Here is a 24631-nt window from a genome sequence, read left to right on the forward strand (position 1 = left end):
GAAAAACCTGATTCTTTCATGCCACATAAGCGCAAACAGAAAGGAATTTCGATGCGGGTGGCGACACGAACCAATCTGGCAGCGCGCGTCCTGATGTTCAGCGCCGTACATACCCAGCGGCTTGTCACCACGGCGGAAATTGCGCATGCGTGCAATTGTTCGTCCCACCATCTGGCGCATGTGGTGCAGCGGCTGCAATCGAACGGATACATCAGCACAGTGCGTGGGCGCTCGGGCGGGCTGTGTCTGGCCCGGCCCAAGGATCAGATCTCGGTTGGGGCCATTTTCCGCCTGTTCGAAGGGGACATCCCGATTGCCGAGTGCTTTGACGACAAATCGAATGCCTGCCCGCTGGTGAAAGACTGCCGGCTGCGCAACTATATCCTGCGCGCCCAGGAAGCGTTTTACCACGAGCTGGACATGGTTACTCTGGACGATCTTGTGCGCGGAAACTGCGGGCTGGTCGATCTGCTGACCATGCAGCCTGCCCCGGCCGGCAGGTGCAAATCAGCCTCTTCTGGGGGCTCTGCGCGGTAATTCGGGCGGGGCTTTGTGGCGGCAAACGCGGGGGGCTGCGCAAGAAAGCGCTGCGATCATGCCCCTACCCAAAGCCCCCAACACAAAAGCCCGCAGATGCGCGGGCACCTGCGGGGCTTGGGATACATGGGCTTAGCGCGGCAGGGTCTCGGGCGAGATCGCGCCCTCCAGCCCGGTCGACCCATAGAGCCATTCCACCGTGTCATACCAATCGGTGGGCGTTTTCGCCTTCATGATGGCGTTACGCAGCTCGGCATGGGCCCCGGCGGGGTGATAGATGTGCTGACCGATCTCACGCGATTGCAACTGAATGCGGGCCGTCCGGTTCAGCCGCATCCCCTGATAGGTCTGCAAGCTGCGCTCGATATCATTGGGGTTATCGCCCATGACATGCGCCAGGGCCACGGCGTCCTCCATTGCCATACAGGCCCCCTGAGCGAAATATTGCAGCTGCGGGTGGGCCGCATCGCCCAGCAGGGCCACGCGCCCGTCGATCCAGTTGCTGACGGGCTCGCGGTCACACAGAACCCAAAGTTTCCAGTCCTTGCCCTTTTCGATGATCTGACGGGCGACGGGATTCACGTGCTCAAAGCCGCGGGCGACCTCTTCGTTGGTGACGGGCAGGCCCGCGACGGGTTCGGCCGCGTCATTGTGATAGGTGACCACCAGGTTGAACACTTTCCAGCCGGACAGCGGATAGTGCACGATGTGACACTTGGGGCCGGCCCACAGGGTGGCAGCATTCCAGCGCAGGTCCTCGGGCATCTGTTCGGTCGGGATCACCGAGCGATAGGTGGTATGGCCCGACACGCGCGGGGCGCCATCGCCCACCACACGTTTGCGGATGTTCGACCACAGGCCATCCGCGCCGATCAGGGCCTTGCCGGTGACGCGGTCACCATTGTGCAGGATCGCGGTGACGGAGCTGCCGTCCTGTTCATAGTCGGCCACCTCCGAGGAAGTGCGCAGATCGACCAGCTCGTGCTCCAGGCAGGCGCGCAGGAACACGCCGTGCAGATCGCCCCGGTGCACCACGGCATAGGGGTTTTTAAAGCGCGCGCGGAAATCATCGTCCAGCGGGATGCGGGTGATCTCATCGCCGGAAATCGCGTCCATCAGGCGCAGGTTGTCGATATAGACCGCCATCGAGCGCGCCGCGTCCCCGACCCCCAGATAATCAAACGCGTGAAAGGCGTTCGGCCCCAGCTGAATGCCGGCGCCAATCTCGCCCAGTTCGGGCGCTTTTTCCAGAACCAGCGATTTGATGCCCTTCTGGGCCAGTCCGATGGCCGTGGCCAGGCCACCGATGCCACCGCCTGCAATAAGGATGCGGTCTTCACTCATGATACGTCTCCTCCGTTCGGGGGTGGCACCTGGCCACGCCCCGTCATGTGATTGCCAGAATGGAAGGCCCGATTATTCGGGCGCGCCGATGGTCAGCTCGATGGGCTCCAGCCCGTCCACGCCGCCGGTGATCTTATCGCCAGCCACGACAGGGCCAACACCTGCCGGAGTGCCGGTCATGATCACGTCGCCGGGCACCAGGTGATAGTATTTCGACAGGTCGGCCACGATTTCATAGACGTTGTGGATCAGGTCGCGCAGATGCGCGTCCTGCTTGACCTCGCCGTTGACTTCCAGATGAATGCGCTGCGCGCCCAGCTCGCCCAGTTCGGCGGCTTTGGTCAGGGGGGCAAAGACGGCCGAATCCTCGACATCCTTGCCCAGATCCCAGGGGCGCTGCTTGGCGCGGGCGGCCAGTTGCAGGTCGCGGCGCGTCATATCCAGACCGCAGCCATAGGCGTAGATCTTATCGCCCGCCTCTGCGACCGAAACGCGGAAGGCGGGTTTGCCGATCACCAGCACCAGCTCCATCTCGTAGTGATAGTTCTCGGTGCCCAGGGGATAGGGAATGGTCGAGCCGCTGGCCAGATTGGCCGAGGGCGATTTGGTGAAGTAGAACGGCGCTTCGCGGTCCACCTCGACCCCCATTTCCGCCGCATGCGCAGCATAGTTGCGGCCCACGCAGAAAATGCGGTTGATCGGGTATTGAGCGTCCTCGCCCTTGACCGGGATGGACTGAATTTCAGGGGTATCGAACAGGTAGCTGCTCATCGTGCGCGTTCCTCGTAGTAACCAAGTTTTTCCTGCAGCGGACGGTCATGCACGCGCACCAGGAAGGCCTCTTCGCTGGCTTCGTGCGTGATTTCCGCAAAGACGGGGGCCGAGAACGTGTCCTTCGGGCCCCATTCAAACGTTTCACCGTCAATGGTGGTTTTGCCACGGCCCTTGACCACATGGAAGGCGGCCGAGGACGATTGCAGCGGCGGGGTGGATTTGGCGCCCGCCGGGATCATCATCGCGGTAAAGCCCATGGTCGGCAGCACATCGGTGCCGGTTTCGGGGTTCACATAGTCCAGCTCGGCAATGCCATCATCCGCGTATTTCACGACCTCGCGCAGCGCGGCCTCGGTGCGGGTCCAGGGATAGCGGACCATCGGGTATTTGCGGGTGCCAGCGCCCAGTTTGCGCGACGGCACCAGCCCCGAGGACAGGTATTCCACCTGCCCCGCATCGGGACGGTTGCGCTGCGCTTGCAGCGGGCCTTCGGTGGCGTAAGAGCCTTCCAGGTAGTAGAACAGCGGCAGATCCAGCGCGTCCAGCCAGACGACGGGATCGGTGCCGTCATGGCCGTGGTCATGCCAGTCGCCGCCGGGGGTCAGGACCAGGTCGCCCTCCTCCATCGGCAGGCGCTCGCCGTCCACGACGGTAAAGCCACCTTCGCCTTCGACGATGATCCGCACCGCGGACGGGGTATGCACATGGGCCGGCGCGGTTTCGCCCGGCAGCAGCAGCTGCATCCCCAGATAGATCGAGGCAGTGGCCTGCATCGCCCCTGCCCCGCGGCCCGGATCGGACAGCACCAGCACGCGGCGCTCGGCCTTTTCCACCGGGGTCAGCTCGCCCGCGCGGTGCAGCAGCGGGCGCAGGTTTTCATAGTTCCAGTAGCCCGGACGAGTGGTGGGGTTCGGTTTGCCATGGGGCAGCACGTTCCGCATCATCGGCCAAAGCGGCGCAACGCCTGCCTCGGTCATCGCATCGCGATAATCCTGCGGCAATTCCTCAAGGGTTCCCAGCTGTTCAGCCATGTTAGTCCTCCCAATGGCACACGTGGTGATTCCAGAATTAATGTAAGCGTACTTATTATAAGTGCACTCGTCAAATGCTTCTTCCCATGTTAGCCTTCCGGCGTTGGCGCGCATTGGCACAAACAAGAGGAACCGACCTTGAACCAGCTTTACGGCATGGCGGGCCACCTGATCCGGCGGCTGCACCAGATTTCCACCTCGGTTTTTACGCAGCGCATGAAAGAGGCCGGGATTGACCTGACCCCGGTGCAATTTGGCACGTTATCGGCCCTGCACACCAATCCCGACGTGGATCAGGCCACCCTGGCCGGGCTGATCGCGCAGGACCGGGTGACCATCGGCGCGGTGCTGGACCGGCTGCAAAACAAGGGGCTGATCGAACGCAAAGTCAGCCCGCGCGACCGCCGCGCCCGCATTCTGAGCCTGACAGCCACGGGCCGGCAGGTGCTGGAGACCACCGCTCCGATCGTGCGGGCGCTACAGGATGACATCCTCAGCGGGCTGGATTCGCAGGAAAAAGACACCCTTCTGAGCCTGATGCGCAAAGTGGCCGAGGCAGGCAACGATCTAAGCCGCGCGCCCCTTTTGCCCCCCAAACCCCGTTAGAAAACTGTTAAAAAACCTGCCGCAGCGCCGCATTCCGCTGGAAAACACCGCAGATTCACCTTATGTAACCCCCCCATGCCATAGCTGGAGGATAGCTGGTTGCTCGACCTTACGACCGTTCGCGCCGATCTGGCAGAGCACTATGATCTCGCCCCGTCCGTAGAGCTGGCCGAGGCCACTCAGGACATCTACGCCCGCATGGACCGGGTGGTCACGCCTGCCGATTGGGCGATTTACGCGCCCTATGTGGTGGCCATCAACGCGCTGAAGAAAAAGCGCGGCGCGGTGATCCTGGCGCATAACTACATGACGCCGGAAATCTACCACGGCATTTCCGATTTCGTGGGCGACAGCCTGCAACTGGCCATCAAGGCCACCGAGGTCGAGGCCGATGTGATCGTCCAGTGCGGTGTGCATTTCATGGCCGAAACCTCGAAGATCCTGAACCCGTCGAAAACGGTTCTGATCCCGGATATGGAGGCCGGTTGCAGCCTGGCCGAATCCGTCACCGCCGAGGGCATCGAACAGATGCGCGCCAAATATCCCGGCGCGCCCGTCGTGACTTATGTGAACACCACGGCGGACGTCAAAGCCGCCTCGGATATCTGCTGTACCTCGTCGAATGCGGCCCAGATCGTGGCCGCCCTGCCCGAGGACACGATCATCATGACCCCCGATCAGTACTTGGCACAGAACATCGCCAACCTGGTGCCGGAAAAGAACATCGTCTGGTGGGAAGGCTCGTGCATCGTGCATGAACAATACACCGCCAAGGACCTGCGCGAATTCCGCGAATGGAACCCTGACACCCGCATCATCGCGCATCCCGAATGCCCCCCCGATGTGGTGGCCGAGGCGGATTTCTCGGGCTCGACCAGTGGGATCATCAAATACGTCACCGATGAGAAGCCGCAAAAGGCGATGCTGGTGACGGAATGTTCGATGGCCTCGAATATCTCGGATGAACTGCCCGAGGTGGATTTCGTCGGCCCCTGCAACATGTGCCCCTACATGAAGAAGATCACGCTGGAAAAAGTGCTCTATGCGCTGCACACCATGACCGGCCAGGTCGAGGTGGACGCCGAGGTCGCCGAAAAGGCCAAACTGGCCGTGACCCGGATGATTGATCTGTCGCGCGAGCTGGGCATCTAAGGACACGGACCCTTATGAACATCGTCACGACCGAGCGCGTCATTATCGTCGGCGCGGGGCTTGGGGCGCTCTATGCGGCGCTGGATCTGGCCCCGATGCCGGTTGTGATGATCTCGCCTGAAATTCTGGGCGAAGGGGCGTCCTCGGCCTGGGCGCAGGGCGGTGTCGCGGCCGCCATGGCGCTAAAGGACAGCCCGCAATCCCATGCCACAGACACCCAGCGCGCCGGTGCCGGCACGGTGGATCTGGCCGTGGCCGAACGCGTCACCCAAGAGGCGCGCGAACATATCCTGGACCTGACCCAGCTGGGCACGCCCTTTGATCGCGATGAAAACGGCGGCTATGTGCTGTCGCGCGAGGCCGCGCATTCCTTTGCCCGCGTGGTCCGCGTCAAGGGCGATCAGGCCGGGGCCGAGATCATGAAGGCACTGATCGCGCAGGTGCGTGAAACCGCTTCGGTGCAGGTGCTGGAGGGGGTCATGGCCTCGGGGCTGGAGGTGCAGGACGGCACCGTCACCGGCGTTGAAATCGAAAGCTCGGGCGCGGATCGCTCGCAGCCCATCTTGCTGCGCGGCCCGGCGGTTCTGCTGGCGGGGGGCGGCTCGGGCGGGCTGTTCAAGCTGACGACGAACCCGCCGCGCATCCGCGGCCAGGTGATCGGCATGGCCGCCCGCGCGGGCGCGATGATCGCCGACCCCGAATTCGTGCAATTCCACCCCACCGCGATTGACATGGGCGAAGACCCCGCCCCCCTGGCCACCGAGGCCCTGCGCGGCGAGGGCGCGATCCTGATCAATCGCCACGGCACCCGGTTCATGCTAGAGGCCCATCCCGATGCGGAACTGGCCCCGCGTGACATCGTGGCCCGTGCGATCTTTGCCCAGACCCAGGCGGGCAACCGGCCGATGCTGGACACGCGCGATGCCCTGGGCGCGGATATTCTGGATCAGTTTCCCTCGGTCGCCGAGGCCTGCGCCCGCGCCGGGATTGACCCGGCCACGCAGCCGATCCCCGTGGCCGCCGCCGCGCATTACCACATGGGCGGGATCGACACCGACCCCGAAGGCCACAGCAGCCTGACCAATCTGTGGGTCTGCGGCGAGGCCTCCTCGACCGGGCTGCATGGCGCGAACCGGCTGGCCTCGAACGGGCTGCTGGAGGCCCTGGTCTACGCCCGCCACTGCGCCAAGGGCATCCGCGCCGCGCTGCCAGGTGAGCGCCAGGCCGATCCGGTGACGCTGCACTTCGAACCGGGCGGGCCCACGCCCCCGTCCGAGGCCATCGACACCCTGCGCCGCTGCATGACAAATAACGTCGGCGTGGTGCGCGATGCAGACGGGCTGCGCCAGGCGCTGCGGATCATCGACCAGCTGGAACGCGACCATCCCGAATGCCCCTGCTTTATCAACATGACGGCGACGGCCACGCTAATCACTGCCGCCGCCCTGATGCGCCAGGAATCGCGCGGGGCCCATTGCCGCCGCGATTTCCCCGATCTTCTGGATCGCGCCGAGCGCACCCGTATCACCCTGGACCAGGCGCTCCGCATCCGCGCCGCTGCTGTGGAAAGCGACACATGACCCACTTCGCCCCCCTGCCCGATCTGATCCTGGAACCCATGGTGCGCAATGCGCTGATGGAGGATCTGGGCCAATACGGTGACGTCACCACCCGCGCTGTCATCCCCGCCGGCACCACCTATAACGCCCGCATCAACGCGCGCGAGGATGGGGTGGTGTCCGGAATGCAGGTGGCTGCGATCGCCTTTCGCCTGACCGACCCCGAGCTGGAGGTGAGAACTCTGCTGGCCGATGGCACCCCCTGCAAGAAAGGCGATACGCTGATGGAGATCCGGGGCCGTGCCGCCTCGATCCTGTCGGGCGAACGGGTAGCGCTGAACTTTGCCGGGCGGCTGACCGGGATCGCCACGCTGACCGCGGCCTTTGTCGCGGAAACCAAGGGCACCGACACCCGCATCACCTGCACCCGCAAAACCACGCCCGGCCTGCGGATCGTGGAAAAACAGGCGGTGCTGCATGGTGGCGGCTTCAACCACCGCATTTCGCTGTCCGACGCGATCCTGATCAAGGACAACCACATCGCCGCCGCCGGGGGCATTCGCCCGGTGCTGGAGGCAACCAAGGCCAATGCCTCGCATATGGTGCGGGTGGAGATTGAGGTGGACACGCTGGACCAGTTGGCCGAGGTTCTGGAAACCGGCGGCGCGGATGTGTGTCTGCTGGACAACATGGACACGCCCACGCTGAAAAAGGCCGTGGCCATGGTGAAGGGCGCGCTGGTGCTTGAGGCCTCGGGCAACATGAAGCTGGAGCGCATCGCCGAAGTGGCCGCCACCGGCGTGGATTACATTTCCTCGGGCGCGCTGACCCATTCGGTGCGCACATTGGATCTGGGTCTGGATTTCTGATCCGCCCGGATAAGCGCTAACTGCACAAATATTAAGCATTCAACCGGTTTTTGCTGCATTGCAGCGCATCTTTGAGCGAGTCGCGCTTTTTCTGCGCCCCGGTCCCCCGTATCTGAAACTCAGAAAGACCGGGGACCAGCCACTGTGCCAAATCGCCTATCCATCATCGTGGTTGAAAAAGACCGCGACCGCGCCTTGCAGATTGTCGACAGTCTGAATGGCTCGGGGGACTATGATATTTCCGTTATCGCCGAGGAATCGGGCCTGTCGCGCCGCATCGCGCAGCGCGATCCCGATGTGGTGCTGATCGACATGACCGATCCGTCGCGCGACGCGCTGGAGGAACTGGCGCTGGCCTCGGGGCCGCTGGACCGCCCTGTCGCGATGTTCGTGGATCGCAGCGATGACGCGCTGACCAAGGCCGCGATCGAGGCCGGCGTCTCCGCCTATGTGGTGGACGGGATGCGCTCGGATCGGATCAAGCCGATTCTGGACGCCGCCATCACCCGGTTCCACATGTTCCAGCGGATGCGCACGGAACTGGAGGCCACCAAACAGGCGCTGGAGGAACGCAAAACCCTGGACCGCGCCAAGGGCATCCTGATGAAGGCGCGCGGTGTCTCTGAAGAAGAGGCCTATGCCCTGTTGCGCAAAACCGCGATGGATCAGGGCAAGAAGATGATCGAGGTCGCCCAGTCTCTGGTCACCGCGGCGGGGCTGTTGTCATGACGTTGAACATTACTGCGGGCTTTATCCCGCTGGTGGACGCCGCCCCGCTGATCATCGCCCGCGAACTGGGCTTTGCCGAAGAGGAAGGCCTGAACCTGGAGCTGCGCAAGGCCCCCAGCTGGGCCACGCTGCGCGACCTGCTGGCGCTGGGGCAGATCGAGGCGGCGCATATGCTTTCCCCCACCCCGGTTGCCATGGCTTTGGGCCTGGGCGGGATGACCACGCGGCTGGACGCGCTGTCGGTGATGTCGGTGAATGGCAATGTGATCGGCGTGTCCAAGGCGCTGGCCACCAAGCTGCACGCCGCCGGGCACGATTTCGATTTCAAATCCGCCCAAAAGGCCGGGCGCGCGCTGATCGCCACCGGCCAGAGGCTGCGGATCGGGGTGCCTTTCCCGTTCTCGATGCACGCCGAGCTGCTGTATTACTGGCTGAACTCGCTGGGACTGGCCGCGCCGCAATCGCTGGATATTCGCACCGTGCCGCCGCCGCTGATGGCGCAGGCGATTGCCGCCGATGAGATTGATGCCTTCTGCGTGGGCGAGCCTTGGGGCTCGATCACCGTGGAAAATGACGTGGGCGAGCTGTTGCTGCCCTGCGCCGCGATCTGGGGGTTTTCTCCGGAAAAAGTGCTGGCCGTGCGTCATGACTGGACGGAATCCGACCCTGATCTGACCGGACGCCTGATGCGCGCGGTCTGGCGCGCCGGGCGCTGGCTGAACACCGAAGGCGCGCGCACGACGGCGGCCGAAATCCTGTCGCGCAGCCATTACATCGCCGTCGCCCCCGAGGTGATCGACCGCGCCCTGACCGGGCAGTTGGTGATCTCGGCCCGCGGCGACGAGCGCGAGACACCGCATTTTCTGGAATTCCACGCCGGCGCCGCGACCTTCCCCTGGAAAAGCCAGGCCGCCTGGATCGGCGCGCAGATCGCCGGACGGATGGGGCTGGACCGGACGCAGGCGATGCAGACCGCGCGGGCTGTGTTCCGCTCGGATCTGTACCGCACGCATCTGGCGCAAACCTCGGCCGAGATGCCCGGTGCCTCTGAAAAAGTCGAAGGCTCATTGGCCGAAAACACTGCCGTGGCCTCGGGGGGCGGGCAGCTCTATCTGCTGCGCGATCAGTTTTTCGATGGCCGCGTCTTTGATCCCTTTGCGGCGGCATGATTAAAAAACAGGCAAAATCCCGCAGCCAGCGCCGCATCGCAGCAAAAACCGGGAAATTCGCGCCTGCGGGACTTGCTGAACCCGCCGAATCCCCCTCATCTTGGCCCACAAGACGTAACAAGGGCGTTGCGTCTATCGAAATTCCCCGATGATCCGGGAAACCCTGAGCAAAGCCGCTCGACCCTCTGCATAGGCAGAGTGCGTCAGCGGCTTTTTTGTTGTTCCGACTTTTCGGAGCGTTGAATAAAGGACAGACAGAGAATGAAACGTATCGCCTCTATCCTGGCAGCCACGACCATGCTGGTGACCCCCGCGGCTGCAGAAATGCTGGACGTCGAAAAGGACGAACTGAAGTTCGGCTTCATCAAGCTGACCGACATGGCGCCCCTGGCTGTGGCCTATGAGAAAGGCTATTTCGAGGACGAAGGCCTGTTCGTGACCCTGGAAGCGCAGGCAAACTGGAAAGTCCTGCTGGACGGCGTGATCTCGGGCACTTTGGACGGCGCGCATATGCTGGCCGGTCAGCCCCTGGCCGCCACCATCGGCTTCGGCACCGAGGCGCATATCATCACCCCCTTCTCGATGGACCTGAACGGCAACGGCATCACCGTGTCGAACGAAATCTGGGCCCAGATGAAGGAACACATCCCCCATGACGCAGACGGCAAGCCGATCCACCCGATCAGCGCCGCCGCGCTGAAGCCCGTCGTTGAGAAATACAAGGACGAGGGCAAGCCCTTTAACATGGGCATGGTGTTCCCCGTGTCGACCCACAACTACGAACTGCGTTACTGGCTGGCCGCTGGCGGGCTGGAGCCGGGCTTCTACAGCCCTGAAAACGTGACCGGCCAGATCGGCGCCGATGTGCTGCTGTCCGTGACGCCTCCGCCGCAGATGCCCGCCACCATGGAAGCCGGCACCATCTACGGCTACTGCGTGGGCGAGCCGTGGAACCAGCAGGCCGTGTTCAAAGGCATCGGCGTTCCGGTCATCACCGACTATGAGCTGTGGAAAAACAACCCCGAGAAGGTCTTTGGCCTGTCGGCAGAGTTCCAGCAGGAAAACCCCAACACCACCATCGCCATCACCAAGGCTCTGATCCGCGCAGCAATGTGGCTGGATGAGAACGACAACGCCAACCGCCCCGAGGCCGTGGAAATCCTGAGCCGCTCGGAATATGTGGGCGCTGACTACGAAGTGATCGCGAACTCGATGACCGGCACGTTCGAGTACGAAAAAGGCGACAAGCGCGCCGTGCCCGATTTCAACGTGTTCTTCCGCTATAACGCGACCTACCCCTACTATTCCGACGCTGTGTGGTACCTGACCCAGATGCGCCGCTGGGGCCAGATCGCCGAGGCCAAGCCGGATAGCTGGTACGACGAAGTCGCCAAATCGGTCTACAAGCCGGAAATCTACCTGGAAGCCGCCAAAAGCCTGATCGACGACGGGCTGGCCACCGAGGACATGTTTGACTTTGGTTCGGACGGCTACAAGGCCCCCACCCCGGCCGAGGACATCATCGACGGCATCGCCTATGACGGCAAAGCCCCGAACGCCTATCTGGACAGCCTGCCGATCGGCCTGAAAGGCGCCCAGGTTGTCGAAGGCAACGAAGTAAAGGGCTAACGCCCTCGGGCCGGGCGGCTGCTCCCCTTGCGCCCGGCCCCACCCCTTAACCGCGAAACCCCGCAGGATCAGACAGATGACCGCAATTGACCCCCAAACCCTGTCCGAGGCTGACAAGGCTGCTGAAAAAGAAGCCCGCCGCGCCCGGATGTTCACCCGCATCAACAAGATGGATGCCTGGTTCAAGGTACTGGGCCTTGCTTGGATCACGCCGATCCTGAAAGCCATCGCTGGCGATAACCCCCGCGCCCAGGGCAAGGAAATCTGGCAATTGCTGGGGGTTCCCCTGCTGGCCATCCTGGCCTTCTTGCTGCTGTGGGGCACGCTGGCCCCCAAGGTGCAGACCTCGCTGGGGGCAATCCCCGGCCCCGCCGCCGTGTGGGAACAGGTTGAAAACCTGCACGAGGACCACCTGCGCGAAAAAGACAAAGAGGCCGCTTTCTATGACCGTCAGGACGCGCGCAATGCCAAGCTGATCGCCGCCGGCAAAGAAGATAAGGTCAAAGAGCGCGCCTATACCGGCAAACCCACCTATTACCAGCAGATCTGGACCTCGATCAAAACCGTGTTCTTCGGGTTCCTGATCGCCACCATCGTGGCTGTTCCGGTCGGTATCGCCGCCGGTCTGTCCAAGACCGCCAATGCCGCCGTGAACCCGATTGTGCAGATCTTTAAACCCGTGTCGCCGCTGGCCTGGCTGCCGATCGTGACCATGGTTGTCTCGGCTGTGTATGCCACCAATGACGGGATGTTCTCAAAAAGCTTCCTGATCTCGGCCATCACCGTGACCCTGTGTTCGCTGTGGCCGACGCTGATCAACACCGCATTGGGGGTCAGCTCGATTGATAAGGATCTGGTCGCCGTGTCCAAGGTTCTGAAAATGAACACCTATACCAAGATCACCAAGCTGGTGCTGCCCTCGGCCCTGCCGCTGATCTTTACCGGCCTGCGCCTGTCGCTGGGGGTTGGCTGGATGGTGCTGATCGCCGCTGAAATGCTGGCGCAGAACCCCGGTCTGGGCAAGTTCGTCTGGGATGAGTTCCAGAACGGCTCCAGCCAGTCGCTAGCGAAAATCATGGTGGCCGTGTTCACCATCGGGATCATCGGCTTCTTGCTGGACCGTGTGATGTTCGCCCTGCAATCGCTGTTCACCTTCTCGAATAATCGGTGATCCCCATGTCGATTAGTTTCAAAAACGTCCACAAAAGCTTTGGTGAGGGAACGAACGCTCACCATGTTCTGAAAAACATCAACCTTGAGGTAGAGGAAGGCGAGTTTCTGGTCATCCTGGGCTTTTCCGGCACCGGCAAGACCACGCTGATCAACCTGATGGCCGGTCTGGACACCCCCACCAAGGGCGAGGTCACCTATAAGGGCCAGCCCATCACGGGCCCCGGCCCCGAACGGGGGGTGATTTTCCAAAGTTACTCGCTGATGCCCTGGCTGACGGTGAACGGCAATGTCGGGCTGGCGGTGGACACGATCTTCCCCAATCTCAGCAAAAAAGAACGCGCTGAAAAAGTGGCCCATTACGTTAATATGGTGGGCCTGCCCCATGCGGCAACGCGCCGTCCGGCGGAATTGTCGGGCGGGATGCGCCAGCGTGTGAACGTGGCCCGCGCCCTGGCGATGAACCCCGAGATGCTGCTGCTGGACGAGCCCTTGTCGGCGCTGGACGCGCTGACCCGCGCCAACCTGGCCGATGAGATCGAACACATCTGGGAAGCGGACAAGAAAACCTGCGTTCTGATCACCAATGACGTGGACGAGGCGATCATCCTGGCCGACCGCATCATTCCGCTGAACCCGGACGGAACCCTGGGCGAGGCCTTTACCGTGGACATCCCCCGCCCCCGCGACCGGATGGAGATGAACCACCACGAGGGCTTCAAGAAACTGCGCTCGGAGGTGACGAAATACCTGATGGATGTCGGGATCGAGGCCAAGGCCGAAGGCACCCGCATCCTGCCCAATGTGGAACCGATCCACGCGGGCTCGGACGTGCCGGCCGCCGTGGCCGACGCGCAGAAGGGCATGATCGACCGCAACTTCCTGGACTTCAGCCAGTTGCACAAGATCTACCCCACCCCCAAGGGCCCGCTGACCGTGGTCGAGGATTTCAACCTGAAGCTCAACAAGGGCGAGTTCATCTCGCTGATCGGGCATTCGGGCTGCGGCAAATCCACCGTGCTGACCATGGCCGCCGGGCTGAACTCGATTTCCAAGGGCGCGATCAAACTGGACGGCCGCCATGTGGAAGGCGCCGATCCCGAACGCGCCGTGGTGTTCCAGTCGCCCAACCTGTTCCCCTGGCTGACAGCCCGCGAAAACTGCGCCATCGGCGTGGACAAGGTCTATCCCAAGGCCAGCCAGGCCGAGCGTCAGGACGTGGTGGAATACTATCTGGAACGTGTCGGCATGGCCGATGCGATGGACCGGCCCGCCCATTCCATGTCCAACGGGATGAAGCAACGTGTGGGCATCGCCCGCGCCTTTGCCCTGTCGCCGAAACTGCTGCTGCTGGATGAACCTTTCGGGATGCTGGACAGCCTGACCCGATGGGAGCTGCAAGAGGTTCTGATGGAGGTCTGGGAGCGCACCAAGGTGACCGCCATCTGCGTAACCCATGACGTGGACGAGGCGATCTTGCTGGCGGACCGCGTGGTCATGATGACCAACGGACCGCAGGCCACCATCGGGAAAATCGTCGATGTGGATCTACCGCGCCCGCGCTCGCGCAAGGCGCTTCTGGATCACCCCGACTACTACAACTTCCGCCAGGAAGTTCTTGATTTCCTTGAGGAATACGAGCACGGCGCCAAGCCGAAACCGAAAGCCAAAGCCATAGCCGCGGAGTAAGCCAATGGAAGACGCACAGATTCAGCTGGTTCAGGACAGTTTTGCCAAGGTTGTCCCGATCAAGGAAAAAGCCGCCGAGATTTTCTATGCACGCCTGTTTGAAACAGCCCCCGAGGTGAAACCCTATTTCAAGGGCAATATGGACGAGCAGGGCATGAAGCTGATGACCACGCTGGGGGTTGTCGTCAACGGGCTGCGCGATCTGGATAAAATCGTTCCCGTCGCGCAGCAGCTGGCCGTCAAACACGTGGACTATGGCGTTCAGGCCGAGGATTACGATAAGGTCGGCGCGGCGCTTCTCTATACGCTGGGCGCGGGTCTGGGCGATGGGTTCACCGATGAGGTCCAGAACGCCTGGACCGTGGCCTATACCACCCTGGCCGGCGTCATGATCGGTGCCGCCTATCCGGAGGCGGCCGAATAATCATGCCGCAGAAGCTTGTTGTCATAGGTGCAGGGATGGCCTCGGGGCGGGTGCTGGATCACCTGCTGGCCGACGCGCCGGACGCCTATGACGTCACCCTCTTCAATGCTGAACCTCGCGGGAATTATAACCGGCTGATGCTGTCTCCGGTTCTGGCGGGGGAAAAGACCTATCCCGAAATCGTCACCCACGATGATGCCTGGTATGCGCAAAACGCTGTGACCTGCCGCTTTGGCGAGCGCGTCACCGGCATTGACCGCGACCGCAAGGTGGTGATGTCCGAGACGGGCGAAGTTCCCTATGACAAACTTGTGCTGGGCATGGGATCGACCCCCTTCATGATCCCCCTGCCCGGCCACGATCTGAAAGGCGTGATCGCCTATCGTGACCTCGAAGATACCGAGCGCATGATCGCCCTGGGTGCCAGACCCGGCGCGCGGGCGGTGGTGATCGGCGGCGGTCTACTGGGGCTGGAGGCCGCAGCCGGAATGCAGGCGCGCGGCGTGGATGTGACCGTGGTGCATATCATGGGCCATCTGATGGAGCGTCAGCTGGATCCGGCCGCGGGCTTTTTGTTGCGCCAGGCGCTGACGGATCGCGGCATCAAGGTGATGTGCAGCGCCAATTCGCAGGAAATCGTCGGGCAGGATGGCCATGTCACCGCCCTGCGCCTGGAAGACGGCACCGAGCTGCCCTGCGATCTGCTGGTTATGGCCGTGGGCATCCGCCCGGCCACGGCCCTGGGCATTCAGGCCGGGCTAGAGGTCAACCGCGGCATCGTGGTCAATGACCAGATGGTCACCTCGGACCCTGATATTCTGGCCGTGGGCGAATGCGTGGAACATGACGGGGCGCTTTTTGGCCTGGTCGCGCCGCTTTACGATCAGGCGCAGATCGTCGCCAAAACGCTGCAAGGCATCCCCGCACGGTTCGTGAACAAGGAAGTGTCCACCAAACTGAAGGTCACAGGCTGCGATCTGTTCAGCGCGGGCGATTTCGCCGAGGGCGAGGACCGGCAGGACATCATCCTGCGCGACCCCACCGGGAAATCCTATAAGCGACTGATCCTCAAGGATAATAACATCATCGGGGCCGTCATGTACGGCGATACGGCCGATGGCGGCTGGTTCTATAACCTGATCCGAGATGGCGCCGACATCACCGACATGCGCGAGACCCTGATCTTTGGTCCCGATTTCCAGGGAGGGCCCCCAGTGGACCCTATGGAGGCCGTTGCAGCCTAACCGGATAACGGATGGCTGCAACGGCGAAACAGGACAGTGAATTAACGTCCCCTCCGGGTGCCACACTCGGAGGAGACCCCGCCAAGGGAAACCAGAATGCAAGAACCACAGCGCCCGCCTCTTCCTTTTGCCAGCTGCAAAACCACCTGCCCCTATTGCGGCGTGGGCTGCGGTGTGATCGTCAAACCCGACGCGAAAGGCGGCGTGCAGGCCAAGCCCGACCCCGATCACCCGGCAAATCTGGGACGGCTGTGTTCCAAAGGAACGGCCCTGGGCGAAACCACCTGGCTTCAGGATCGCCTGCTGACACCCCAGATCAACGGCACCCCCGCCGATTGGGACAGCGCGCTGGATCTGGTCGCGCAGAAATTCAAGGACACCATCGCCGAACACGGGCCTGACAGCGTGGCCTTTTATGTCTCGGGTCAGTTGCTGACCGAGGATTACTATGTCGCCAACAAGCTGATGAAGGGCTTTATCGGTTCGGCCAATATCGACACGAATTCGCGCCTGTGCATGGCGTCCTCGGTGGCCGGGCATAAACGCGCCTTTGGCACCGATACCGTCCCCGGCCAGTATACCGATCTGGAAACCGCCGATCTGGTGGTGCTGACCGGATCGAACCTGGCGTGGTGCCACCCAGTGCTGTTCCAGCGTATCGTCGCGGCGAAAAAGGCCAACCCGAAGATGAAGGTCGTCAACATCGACCCGCGCCGCACGGCGACCTCGGATCTGGCCGATCTGCACCTGTCGATTGCACCCGGAGGCGACGCGGCCCTGTTCAACCGCCTGCTGGTGGAAATTCAGCAACAGGGCGCGGTGGACCCTGATTTCGTGGCGGCCCATGTCGAAGGGTTCGATGCGGCGATTGACGCGGCCTCTAGCTGCGACAGCGCGGTCACCGGCCTGTCCGAGACCGATATTCAGACCTTCTGCAACATGTGGATCGGCACGGAAAAGGTGGTCACGGTCTACAGCCAGGGCGTGAACCAGTCCACCGCCGGGGCCGATAAGGTGAACGCGATCCTGAACTGCCACCTGGCCACTGGCCGGATCGGCCAGCCTGGCATGGGGCCGTTCTCCGTGACCGGACAGCCCAACGCCATGGGCGGGCGCGAGGTGGGCGGGCTGGCCAATATGCTGGCCTGTCACCTGGATCTGGAAGTGCCCGAGCACCGCTCGGCTGTGAAAACCTTCTGGAACGCGCCGCAGATGCCCGAAGCCCCCGGTGCCAAGGCCGTGGACATGTTCAAGGCCGTAGGCGATGGCCGGATCAAGGCCCTGTGGGTGATCTGCACCAACCCCGCCGTCTCGATGCCCGATGCCGATACGGTAAAGGCCGCGATCGAGGGCTGCGATTTCGTCGTCGTCAGCGATCTGACCACCGATACCGACACCGCGCAACTGGCTCATGTCGTGCTGCCCGCCACCGGCTGGGGCGAAAAAGACGGCACCGTCACCAATTCCGAACGCTGTATCTCGCGTCAGCGCGGGTTCCTGCCCGCCCCCGGTCAGGCGCGTCACGATTGGGATATTCTGGCCGATGTGGGCCGCCGCATGGGCTGGCATGACATGTTCGATTTCCAATCCCCCGCCGAGGTTTTCCGCGAATACGCCGCCCTGTCCGGCATCGCCGGGCAGCTGGGCAAGGATTTCGACATCTCAGGGCTCAGCGCCCTGACAGACGAGGAATACGACACGCTGGAACCCGTCTACTGGCCCGTCACCGCCGTGCGCACAGGCGGGCGGTTCTTTGGTGACGGGCGGTTTTTTACCCCCTCGGGCAAGGCGCGTATGTTGCCGATCCACTATCGCGCACCGCAATCCACGCCCTCGGCAGAGTATCCGTTCCGTCTGAACACGGGCCGGGTGCGCGACCATTGGCACACCATGACCCGCACCGCCAAATCCGCGCGCCTGTCGCAGCACCTGGGCGAACCCTATCTGGAAATCCACCCCAGCGACGCCGCCGGGCTGGGGCTGGCGCCCGCCGACATCGTGCAGGTGCAAAACCCCTATGGCACGGCCCTGCTGCGGGCGCTGATCACCGATCGCGTGGCCCCCGGACAGGTCTTCGCGCCGATGCACTGGACCGCGCAATATGCCTCGGCCGGGCGGGTGGACGTGCTGGTGGCCCCCAATACCGATCCGGTTTCAGGCCAGCCTGAATCCAAGGCCTCGGTGGTGCAGGTACAGAAATTCCAGGCCAGCTGGTACGGGTTTGCCGTGTCCCTGCAAGAGCCCAATGCCGACACGGAATACTGGGCTCAGGCCCGCAGCGCCAAGGGCTGGCGGATCGAACTTGCCGCCTCGGGCCGTCCCCAGGATTGGGAGGCCTACGCCCGCACCCTGCTGAACGCGCCGAATGCCCAAGCCATGTCCGTGCTGGACCCGGCCAAGGGCAGTGCCCGCATCGCCCTGATCGAGGACGGGCGGCTGATCGGCGCGCTCTTTGCCTCGGCCGAGCCGGTCCAGGTGGCGCGCAACCATGTGGCCCATCTGCTGGGCGACGCTCCTCAGGGGGTGCTGGCAGGCCGTCCCGGTGCGGACCGCCCCGATCCCGGTGCCATCGTCTGCGCCTGTTTCGATGTCGGCGTGAACACCATTCTGGCCGCGATTGCCGAGCAGAAACTGCTCAGCGTCGAGGCCATCGGCGCAGCCCTGAATGCCGGTACGAACTGCGGATCCTGCCGCCCCGAGCTGGCGGCCCTGCTGGCCTCGGCCACGGTACAGGAAGCCGCTGAATAGCCCTCGCACCATTGTGAGCCCGCCAGAGCGCCGCGCCGATGGTATTCCGCGCGGCGCGCGGTTACATTCGCGGAACCGAATAGCTCCAAGGGCCGCCCCATGCAGACGCACATCCCCCTGACCCGAGACCTCGTGCTGATTGGGGGCGGGCATACCCATGCGCTGGTGCTGCTGAAATGGGGAATGCGTCCGCTGCCCGGCGTGCGTGTCACGGTGATCAATCCGGGCCCCACCGCCCCCTATTCGGGGATGCTGCCGGGCCATATCGCGGGGCATTATACGCGCGACGAGCTGGAGATTGATCTGGTCCGGCTGGCCCGTTTTGCCGGGGCCCGCATCATCGTCGGGCGGGCCGAAAATCTGGATCCCAACGCCAAGACAATCACCCTGACTGGCGGGCGAGTGATCCCCTATGACGTGGCCTCGGTCGATATTGGGATCACCTCGGAACTGCCGCAAATTCCGGGATTTTCCGAATACGCTATCGGCGCGAAACCGCTGGATATCTATGCCGAAACCTGGGCGAATTTCCTGGCCGAAGCCAAAGCCAGCGGGCACGCCAAACCCGTTGCCGTCGTGGGTGCGGGCGTCGCGGGGGTGGAATTATCGATGGCGATGGCCCATGCCCTGCGCGCTGCAACCGGACATGCAGACGTGACCCTGATCGAGGCGGCGGACACAATCCTGCCCGCCGATCCCACACCGCGCGCCAGACTTCGCAAATCACTTGAGGAATGCAGCGTAAGTATCAGAACTAAAACATGTATATCTGAATTCACAGCGCAAGGCCCGCGATTGAAAGACGGCTCTATCCTGCCCGCTGGCCTGACAATCGGCGTCGCTGGCGCCCTGCCGCATCCCTGGCTGCAAAACACCGATCTTGCGCTGACCGACGGGTTCATAGACGTGAACTCTTATCTGCAAACCACTGACAATGAAGATCTTTTTGCAGCCGGAGATTGCGCTCATCTGACTCATGCTCCGCGCCCAAAGGCCGGAGTCTATGCGGTGCGCGCGGCTCCGGTGCTGTTCGATAACCTGCGGGCCCGCCTGATCGGGCAGGCCCTGCGTCCGTTTCATCCGCAAAAGGACTATCTGAAGCTGATCACGCTTGGCGAAAAATCCGCCCTGGCCGAAAAATGGGGGCGCGTCTGGTACGGGCCGTGGCTCTGGTGGGTGAAAAACCGGATTGATCAGAAATTCATGCGCATGTTCAAAGAGTTGCCGGACATGGCTCATGCAGAACTTCCCTCTGTCATGGCCCAGGATGTGGCGCATGAACTGGGGGATGGGCAACCGATTTGCGCAGGCTGCGGGGCCAAAGTCAGCGCAGGAACGCTTGGTCAGGCGCTGCTGAGCTTGCCCGCAGTGCACCGCCCCGATGTGCTGACCGGACGGGGCGATGATGCGGCGATTTTGCAGATCGGCGGGCAGAAACAGGTTCTGACGACGGACCACCTGAAGGCCTTTACCGAAGACCCCGCCCTGATGGCGCGGATCGCCGCCGTTCACGCGCTGGGGGATATCTGGGCGATGGGAGCGACCCCGCAGGCCGCGCTGGCCAGCATCATCCTGCCCCGCATGTCGGCGCGCCTGCAAAGCCGCACCCTGACCGAGATCATGTCCGCCGCCCAATCGGTGCTTGGCGCCGCCGGGGCCGAGATCGTCGGCGGCCACACCACCCAGGGCGCAGAAATGACCATCGGGTTTACCCTGACGGGTCTGGCCGAGCACCCGATTACCCATGCCGGCGCGCAGCCGGGGGATGTGCTGATCCTGACGCGGCCGATTGGCTCGGGCGTGTTGCTGGCCGCCGAAATGCAGACCAAAGCCAACGGGGCGCACATCGCGGCCATGCTACACGAGATGTCTCGGCCGCAAACCCAGGCCGCCCAGCTGCTGCGCGGCGCACATGCGATGACGGATGTGACGGGCTTCGGGCTGGCCGGGCATCTGCTGGCACTTTGCCGGGCCTCAGGCGTGGGGGCGCAGCTGGATATACAGGCGATCCCTCTCTATGCGGGGGCGGCAGAGCTGTCCGGGGCCGGTGTCCGATCAACTCTCTATGCGTCGAATTTGGCTCAGGCTCCGGTGCCTGAGGCGACGGGCCCTGCGGCGGCCCTGCTACATGACCCGCAGACGGCGGGCGGATTGCTGGCCGCGGTCGCGCCTCAACAGGCCCCCGAGATCCTGCGCGCCCTGTCGGCCCAGGGCCTGCGCGCGGCCGCGATTGGCCAGATGATCAAAGGCCCGGCCGAGATCCGCTGTCAGCAGGGCTAACCGCGCCGGCGATCCGCGCGGCGGCCTGCGCCAGGTCTTGCGGGCTTAACCCCGGCAATTCCACCACCATGCGCGGTGCCCCCGCCCGGCGCGAGGCGCGGCGATAACCGGGATCGTAATGCTGCCGGATCAGCGCCTCGGCCAACGGCTGGAACTGCGCGGCCCGCGCCATGGCCTGCCAGGCCTGAACCTGCGCGTGCCCGTGAAACTGAGCCAGAGCCTCCAGTTTCTCGATCAACAGCGCGGGATCGGCCAGCAGGTCAGAGTAATTCTCGACCAGATAGTCCGCCCGCGCGCGCAAGGGGGCCTGTATCCGCACATGTTCGGCCCGCAGCATCGCCTGCCACAGCATCGGCGGAATGATCCGGGCGCCGATCTTGTTGCTTTCGGCCTCAAGGAACACAGGGCGCGCGGCATCCATCCCCGCCAGCGCCATCGCGATCCGGGATTCGAACATTTTCTGCGCGGGCTGCCCGCCCGGCCGTCCCCCCAGCACAGAGCCGCGATGCTGCGCCATTGCCTCCAGGTCCAGCACCTGCTGCCCCTGCCCCTGCAAATGCTGCAACACAGCGGTCTTGGCGGTGCCGGTGCCGCCCTCCAGCAGGATCAGGCGCGGCGCGACCGGCGTTTCATACAGCGCGCGCACCACCAGCCGCCGGTAGGATTTATAGCCGCCCTCGACCAGCCCGACCCGCCAGCCGATCTGCGCCAGGATCGAGGCAAACGACCCCGACCGCTGCCCCCCGCGCCAGCAATAGACCAGCGGACGCCACGCGCCGGGCCGGTCCGCCAGCACCCCCTGCAAGTGAGTCGCCGCGTTCCGCGCCACCAGCGCCGCGCCGATTTTGCGCGCCAAAAACGGATCCTGCTGCACATAAATCGTGCCAACCTCGGCGCGCTCGGCATCGGACAGAACGGGCAGCGAAATCGCGCCGGGGATATGATCCTGCGCGTATTCGGCCGGGGCGCGCACGTCGATCAGCTGATCAAATGGCAGTGTTTTCAGATCGTTAAGACATGTCAAAGCCTGTTTCATGCCCCCGTTCTACCCCAGCCGCGCAGCCCAGACCATCCCCCCGTGAGAGCGCCCGAAATTAACTTATTAAAAAACTCAGGTTGACCATCCTGATCTTTTTTGTCAGTTATTCCTCATGTCCAGCCAACCGCGCCTGCGGCCAGCCCGATCCAGAGATCAAATTGGGACGTCCGATATGAGAAACGCGCAAAGCCAAATGGCCGGACATCGCCCGCTTCCGAGCGGCACGGCCAACGAGAGAATGACTTTTCACACCATGCTGTCCGAGGCAGGCCTGAACGCCGGTCTGTGCCTGGAATGGCTGCTCGACCGTGTCGAAAACCCGGAGGCAAACACATGACCACCATGCGACTGAACCGCGATGGCGCCGTACAGGTGCCCGAAAACCTGCCCGTCCACCGCGCCGAGGATCTGACGGCCGGCGGCAGCCAGGCCCGTATCGTTCTGGGCGATCAGGTCTACAGCCTGCGCATCACCCGCGCCGGCAAGCTGATCCTTACGAAATAACCTTCTGCATAACACCTTCTGACAAAGGACAACTTCCATGAAACGCATCTTCCTGACCTCCACAGCCCTGGCGCTGGGTTTTGCGGCCACCGCGGCCACCGCCAAAGCCCCCGCCGCCAAAGAGGTCCTGGACACCTATGCCGATATCGCTCAGGCCAAATACGAAGACAGCCTGATCACGGCCAAAGCCCTGCAAGCCGCTGTCGAGGCGCTGATCGCCAACCCGACCGAACAGACGCTGCAAGCGGCGCGCGATGCCTGGCTGGCCTCGCGCAATCCCTACCAGCAGACCGAGGTCTACCGTTTCGGCAACGCCATCGTCGATGACTGGGAAGGCAAGGTAAACGCCTGGCCGCTGGACGAAGGGCTGATCGACTATGTGGATGCGTCCTATGGCGGGCCGACCGATGAAAACGCCTATGCCGCGCTGAACGTGGTGGCGAATGCCAAGTTCTCGCTTGGGGGGGCGGATATTGACGCCACCACCATCACCCCCGCCCTGCTGGAAGAAACCCTGCAAGAGGCCGACGGAATCGAGGCCAACGTGGCCACCGGCTATCACGCGATCGAGTTTCTGCTGTGGGGGCAGGATCTGCACGGCACCAACGCGGGCGCGGGCGAACGTCCGGCCACCGATTATGCCGCGGATGCGACCTGCACGAACGGCAACTGCGATCGCCGCGGCCAGTATCTGAAAGCGGCCACTGACCTGCTGGTCAGCGATCTGGAATGGATGACGGCGCAATGGAGCGAGGGCGGCGAAGCACGCGCCACCTTGATGGCTGACGAAGCTGCCGGCCTGACCGCCATCCTGACCGGAATGGGCAGCCTGTCCTACGGCGAACAGGCCGGCGAGCGGATGCGCCTGGGGCTGATGCTGAACGATCCCGAAGAAGAGCACGATTGCTTCTCGGACAACACGCATAACAGCCACTACTATGACGGCAAAGGCATTCAGAACGTGTATCTGGGCCATTACACCCGCGTGGACGGCACCGTTGTCAGCGGCCCGGCCCTGACCGATCTGGTTGCGGCCAAGGACGCCGGTCTGGACACCGAAATGAAGACCCGCCTGAATGAAACCATGGCCGCCCTCGGTGCGCTCAAATCGGCTGCGGACAATGGTTTCGCCTATGACCAGATGCTGGAGCGCGGCAACGCAAAGGGCGAGGCCCTGATCATGGGCGGCGTCAACGGGCTGGTCACGCAAACCAAATCCATTGAACGTGTTGTCTCGGCCCTGGGGCTGGACACGCTCGAAATCGAAGGGTCGGACAGCCTGGATAACCCCGGCGCCGTCTTCGAATAAAGCGCCTTACCATGCGCCCCTGTCACCCCCGGTAGCCCTGTGTCTGTTTGCCAACCGGGGGTGATACCACCCCGCCAGCCCGAGGCCCGCTCATGATTATCTGCCACTGCCAGAATATCTCGGATCGCGACATTCATGCCGCTGTCGATTGGATGCGTGCCTCGGATCCAGAGACATTGATCACCCCCGGCAAGATCTACCACGCGCTTGGCAAAGCCGCCGATTGTGGCGGTTGCATGCCGCTTTTCCTTTCAACCATGCGAAAAAACGATAACCTGCACGTACCTATGCACCTGCGTGGCCTGCGCCGCGCACCAACAAAGGAGCACCTGCATGAAGGGCGACGCTAAAGTTATCGAATATCTGAATAAATCCCTGCGTCACGAATTGACCGCCGTCAGCCAGTATTGGCTGCATTACCGGCTGCAAGACGATTGGGGCCTGGGCCACATGGCCAAGAAAAGCCGCGAGGAAAGCATCGAAGAAATGCAGCACGCGGACGATCTGATCGTGCGAATCCTGCAATTGGGCGGCCATCCCAACCTGCAAAAACTGGATCCGTTGCAGATCGGCCAGACCGCCCGCGAAACGCTGGAGGCCGACCTGGCGGCAGAGTATTCGGCCGCCGCGCTGTACAAAGAGGCGCGCGCCTATTGCAACGAAGCGGGGGACTTTGTTTCGATGAAATTGTTCGAACAGCTTCTGGCGGATGAAGAGGGTCATATCGACTTTCTGGAAACGCAGCTGGATCTGTTCGACCGGATCGGTGCAGAGAAATATGAGCAGCTCAACGCAAGCAAAATGGACGAAGCCGAGTAAAGCCCT

At 63.1% G+C, this 24631-nt stretch carries 21 protein-coding genes and 1 pseudogene; 18 read left to right on the forward strand and 4 right to left on the reverse strand.

What is annotated here, in order from left to right; genetic code table 11:
• Nucleotides 1–18: 18 nt before the first annotated feature.
• Nucleotides 19–537, forward strand: coding sequence for an RrF2 family transcriptional regulator (locus ACP15O_RS15555; protein ID WP_425097041.1), 519 nt, complete (start codon nt 19–21; stop codon nt 535–537).
• 132 nt (nt 538–669) lie between these two features.
• Here ACP15O_RS15555 and ACP15O_RS15560 read toward each other — a convergent pair whose 3' ends face one another.
• From ACP15O_RS15560 to ACP15O_RS15570, 3 genes are all read right to left on the reverse strand, one after another.
• Nucleotides 670–1881, reverse strand: a complete 1212-nt coding sequence (locus ACP15O_RS15560) for a 3-hydroxybenzoate 6-monooxygenase (protein ID WP_425097042.1) — start codon at nt 1879–1881, stop codon at nt 670–672.
• A 72-nt stretch (nt 1882–1953) separates the two neighbouring features.
• The gene (locus tag ACP15O_RS15565; protein ID WP_425097043.1) at nt 1954–2652 is read right to left on the reverse strand and encodes a fumarylacetoacetate hydrolase family protein; all 699 of its coding nucleotides are present in this window, start codon (nt 2650–2652) and stop codon (nt 1954–1956) included.
• The gene (locus ACP15O_RS15570; protein WP_425097044.1) at nt 2649–3686 is read right to left on the reverse strand and encodes a cupin domain-containing protein; all 1038 of its coding nucleotides are present in this window, start codon (nt 3684–3686) and stop codon (nt 2649–2651) included. The genes ACP15O_RS15565 and ACP15O_RS15570 overlap by 4 nt, the downstream gene beginning before the upstream one ends.
• A gap of 138 nt (nt 3687–3824) precedes the next feature.
• Between ACP15O_RS15570 and ACP15O_RS15575 the strand changes: the two genes are divergently transcribed.
• The 13 genes and pseudogenes from ACP15O_RS15575 (at nt 3825) to selD (ending at nt 20954) form a co-directional block, all read left to right on the forward strand.
• The gene (locus tag ACP15O_RS15575) at nt 3825–4292 is read left to right on the forward strand and encodes a MarR family winged helix-turn-helix transcriptional regulator (RefSeq protein WP_425097045.1); all 468 of its coding nucleotides are present in this window, start codon (nt 3825–3827) and stop codon (nt 4290–4292) included.
• A gap of 99 nt (nt 4293–4391) precedes the next feature.
• Nucleotides 4392–5444, forward strand: coding sequence for a quinolinate synthase NadA (nadA, locus tag ACP15O_RS15580; RefSeq protein WP_425097046.1), 1053 nt, complete (start codon nt 4392–4394; stop codon nt 5442–5444).
• Nucleotides 5445–5458: 14 nt separating this feature from the next.
• The gene (locus tag ACP15O_RS15585) at nt 5459–7024 is read left to right on the forward strand and encodes an L-aspartate oxidase (RefSeq protein ID WP_425097047.1); all 1566 of its coding nucleotides are present in this window, start codon (nt 5459–5461) and stop codon (nt 7022–7024) included.
• Nucleotides 7021–7872, forward strand: a complete 852-nt coding sequence (nadC, locus tag ACP15O_RS15590) for a carboxylating nicotinate-nucleotide diphosphorylase (RefSeq protein WP_425097048.1) — start codon at nt 7021–7023, stop codon at nt 7870–7872. Before ACP15O_RS15585 ends, nadC begins: the two co-directional genes overlap by 4 nt.
• Nucleotides 7873–8016: 144 nt before the next feature.
• Nucleotides 8017–8601 (forward strand): ANTAR domain-containing response regulator, encoded by a 585-nt coding sequence (locus ACP15O_RS15595; RefSeq protein ID WP_425097049.1) that lies wholly within the window; start codon nt 8017–8019, stop codon nt 8599–8601.
• Nucleotides 8598–9770: an ABC transporter substrate-binding protein gene (locus ACP15O_RS15600; RefSeq protein WP_425097050.1), complete on the forward strand. Its 1173-nt coding sequence runs from the start codon at nt 8598–8600 to the stop codon at nt 9768–9770. Before ACP15O_RS15595 ends, ACP15O_RS15600 begins: the two co-directional genes overlap by 4 nt.
• Before the next feature lie 261 nt (nt 9771–10031).
• Complete coding sequence (locus ACP15O_RS15605; RefSeq protein WP_425097051.1) at nt 10032–11399, forward strand: CmpA/NrtA family ABC transporter substrate-binding protein; 1368 nt, start codon at nt 10032–10034, stop codon at nt 11397–11399.
• 76 nt (nt 11400–11475) lie between these two features.
• On the forward strand, nt 11476–12570 hold the full coding sequence (locus ACP15O_RS15610; RefSeq protein WP_425097052.1) for an ABC transporter permease: 1095 nt from the start codon (nt 11476–11478) through the stop codon (nt 12568–12570).
• Nucleotides 12571–12575: 5 nt separating this feature from the next.
• Nucleotides 12576–14258, forward strand: a complete 1683-nt coding sequence (locus ACP15O_RS15615; protein WP_425097053.1) for an ABC transporter ATP-binding protein — start codon at nt 12576–12578, stop codon at nt 14256–14258.
• Nucleotides 14259–14262: 4 nt separating this feature from the next.
• On the forward strand, nt 14263–14682 hold the full coding sequence (locus ACP15O_RS15620; protein WP_425097054.1) for a globin family protein: 420 nt from the start codon (nt 14263–14265) through the stop codon (nt 14680–14682).
• Between the two features lie 2 nt (nt 14683–14684).
• Nucleotides 14685–15923: pseudogene (locus ACP15O_RS15625) on the forward strand (NAD(P)/FAD-dependent oxidoreductase); the annotation flags it as partial.
• Between the two features lie 99 nt (nt 15924–16022).
• Nucleotides 16023–18674 carry a molybdopterin-dependent oxidoreductase gene (locus ACP15O_RS15630; protein WP_425097055.1) on the forward strand — a complete coding sequence of 884 codons (2652 nt, stop codon included), beginning with the start codon at nt 16023–16025 and terminating at the stop codon, nt 18672–18674.
• A gap of 99 nt (nt 18675–18773) precedes the next feature.
• The gene (gene selD / locus ACP15O_RS15635) at nt 18774–20954 is read left to right on the forward strand and encodes a selenide, water dikinase SelD (protein ID WP_425097056.1); all 2181 of its coding nucleotides are present in this window, start codon (nt 18774–18776) and stop codon (nt 20952–20954) included.
• On the opposite strand, the gene mnmH is transcribed toward selD, so the two are convergent.
• Complete coding sequence (gene mnmH, locus ACP15O_RS15640; RefSeq protein ID WP_425097057.1) at nt 20917–21990, reverse strand: tRNA 2-selenouridine(34) synthase MnmH; 1074 nt, start codon at nt 21988–21990, stop codon at nt 20917–20919. The genes selD and mnmH overlap by 38 nt on opposite strands.
• A gap of 345 nt (nt 21991–22335) precedes the next feature.
• Here mnmH and hemP point away from each other — a divergent pair, with 345 nt between their 5' ends.
• The 4 genes from hemP (at nt 22336) to bfr (ending at nt 24625) form a co-directional block, all read left to right on the forward strand.
• On the forward strand, nt 22336–22497 hold the full coding sequence (gene hemP, locus ACP15O_RS15645) for a hemin uptake protein HemP (RefSeq protein WP_425097110.1): 162 nt from the start codon (nt 22336–22338) through the stop codon (nt 22495–22497).
• Nucleotides 22498–22534: 37 nt separating this feature from the next.
• Complete coding sequence (locus ACP15O_RS15650) at nt 22535–23806, forward strand: imelysin family protein (RefSeq protein WP_425097058.1); 1272 nt, start codon at nt 22535–22537, stop codon at nt 23804–23806.
• 92 nt (nt 23807–23898) lie between these two features.
• Nucleotides 23899–24156 (forward strand): (2Fe-2S)-binding protein, encoded by a 258-nt coding sequence (locus ACP15O_RS15655; RefSeq protein ID WP_425097059.1) that lies wholly within the window; start codon nt 23899–23901, stop codon nt 24154–24156.
• A complete protein-coding gene (gene bfr, locus ACP15O_RS15660; protein WP_425097060.1) occupies nt 24140–24625 on the forward strand; it encodes a bacterioferritin in 486 nt (161 codons plus the stop codon). Before ACP15O_RS15655 ends, bfr begins: the two co-directional genes overlap by 17 nt.
• Nucleotides 24626–24631: the final 6 nt, after the last annotated feature.

Origin of the sequence: Youngimonas ophiurae (nom. illeg.), from assembly GCF_049803795.1 — a bacterium.
Taxonomy (GTDB): Bacteria; Pseudomonadota; Alphaproteobacteria; order Rhodobacterales; family Rhodobacteraceae; genus Thalassobius.

Bases quoted from the DNA above. Each gene is read 5' to 3' on its own strand.
- ACP15O_RS15565 (WP_425097043.1), bottom strand. From the start codon at position 2,652: ATGAGCAGCTACCTGTTCGATACCCCTGAAATTCAGTCCATCCCGGTC.
- bfr (WP_425097060.1), top strand. From the start codon at position 24,140: ATGAAGGGCGACGCTAAAGTTATCGAATATCTGAATAAATCCCTGCGT.
- ACP15O_RS15650 (WP_425097058.1), top strand. From the start codon at position 22,535: ATGAAACGCATCTTCCTGACCTCCACAGCCCTGGCGCTGGGTTTTGCG.
- ACP15O_RS15555 (WP_425097041.1), top strand. From the start codon at position 19: ATGCCACATAAGCGCAAACAGAAAGGAATTTCGATGCGGGTGGCGACA.
- ACP15O_RS15570 (WP_425097044.1), bottom strand. From the start codon at position 3,686: ATGGCTGAACAGCTGGGAACCCTTGAGGAATTGCCGCAGGATTATCGC.
- ACP15O_RS15630 (WP_425097055.1), top strand. From the start codon at position 16,023: ATGCAAGAACCACAGCGCCCGCCTCTTCCTTTTGCCAGCTGCAAAACC.
- mnmH (WP_425097057.1), bottom strand. From the start codon at position 21,990: ATGAAACAGGCTTTGACATGTCTTAACGATCTGAAAACACTGCCATTT.
- hemP (WP_425097110.1), top strand. From the start codon at position 22,336: ATGCGACTGAACCGCGATGGCGCCGTACAGGTGCCCGAAAACCTGCCC.
- nadC (WP_425097048.1), top strand. From the start codon at position 7,021: ATGACCCACTTCGCCCCCCTGCCCGATCTGATCCTGGAACCCATGGTG.
- ACP15O_RS15600 (WP_425097050.1), top strand. From the start codon at position 8,598: ATGACGTTGAACATTACTGCGGGCTTTATCCCGCTGGTGGACGCCGCC.
- ACP15O_RS15610 (WP_425097052.1), top strand. From the start codon at position 11,476: ATGACCGCAATTGACCCCCAAACCCTGTCCGAGGCTGACAAGGCTGCT.
- selD (WP_425097056.1), top strand. From the start codon at position 18,774: ATGCAGACGCACATCCCCCTGACCCGAGACCTCGTGCTGATTGGGGGC.
- ACP15O_RS15615 (WP_425097053.1), top strand. From the start codon at position 12,576: ATGTCGATTAGTTTCAAAAACGTCCACAAAAGCTTTGGTGAGGGAACG.
- ACP15O_RS15560 (WP_425097042.1), bottom strand. From the start codon at position 1,881: ATGAGTGAAGACCGCATCCTTATTGCAGGCGGTGGCATCGGTGGCCTG.
- ACP15O_RS15605 (WP_425097051.1), top strand. From the start codon at position 10,032: ATGAAACGTATCGCCTCTATCCTGGCAGCCACGACCATGCTGGTGACC.
- ACP15O_RS15620 (WP_425097054.1), top strand. From the start codon at position 14,263: ATGGAAGACGCACAGATTCAGCTGGTTCAGGACAGTTTTGCCAAGGTT.
- ACP15O_RS15655 (WP_425097059.1), top strand. From the start codon at position 23,899: ATGATTATCTGCCACTGCCAGAATATCTCGGATCGCGACATTCATGCC.
- ACP15O_RS15585 (WP_425097047.1), top strand. From the start codon at position 5,459: ATGAACATCGTCACGACCGAGCGCGTCATTATCGTCGGCGCGGGGCTT.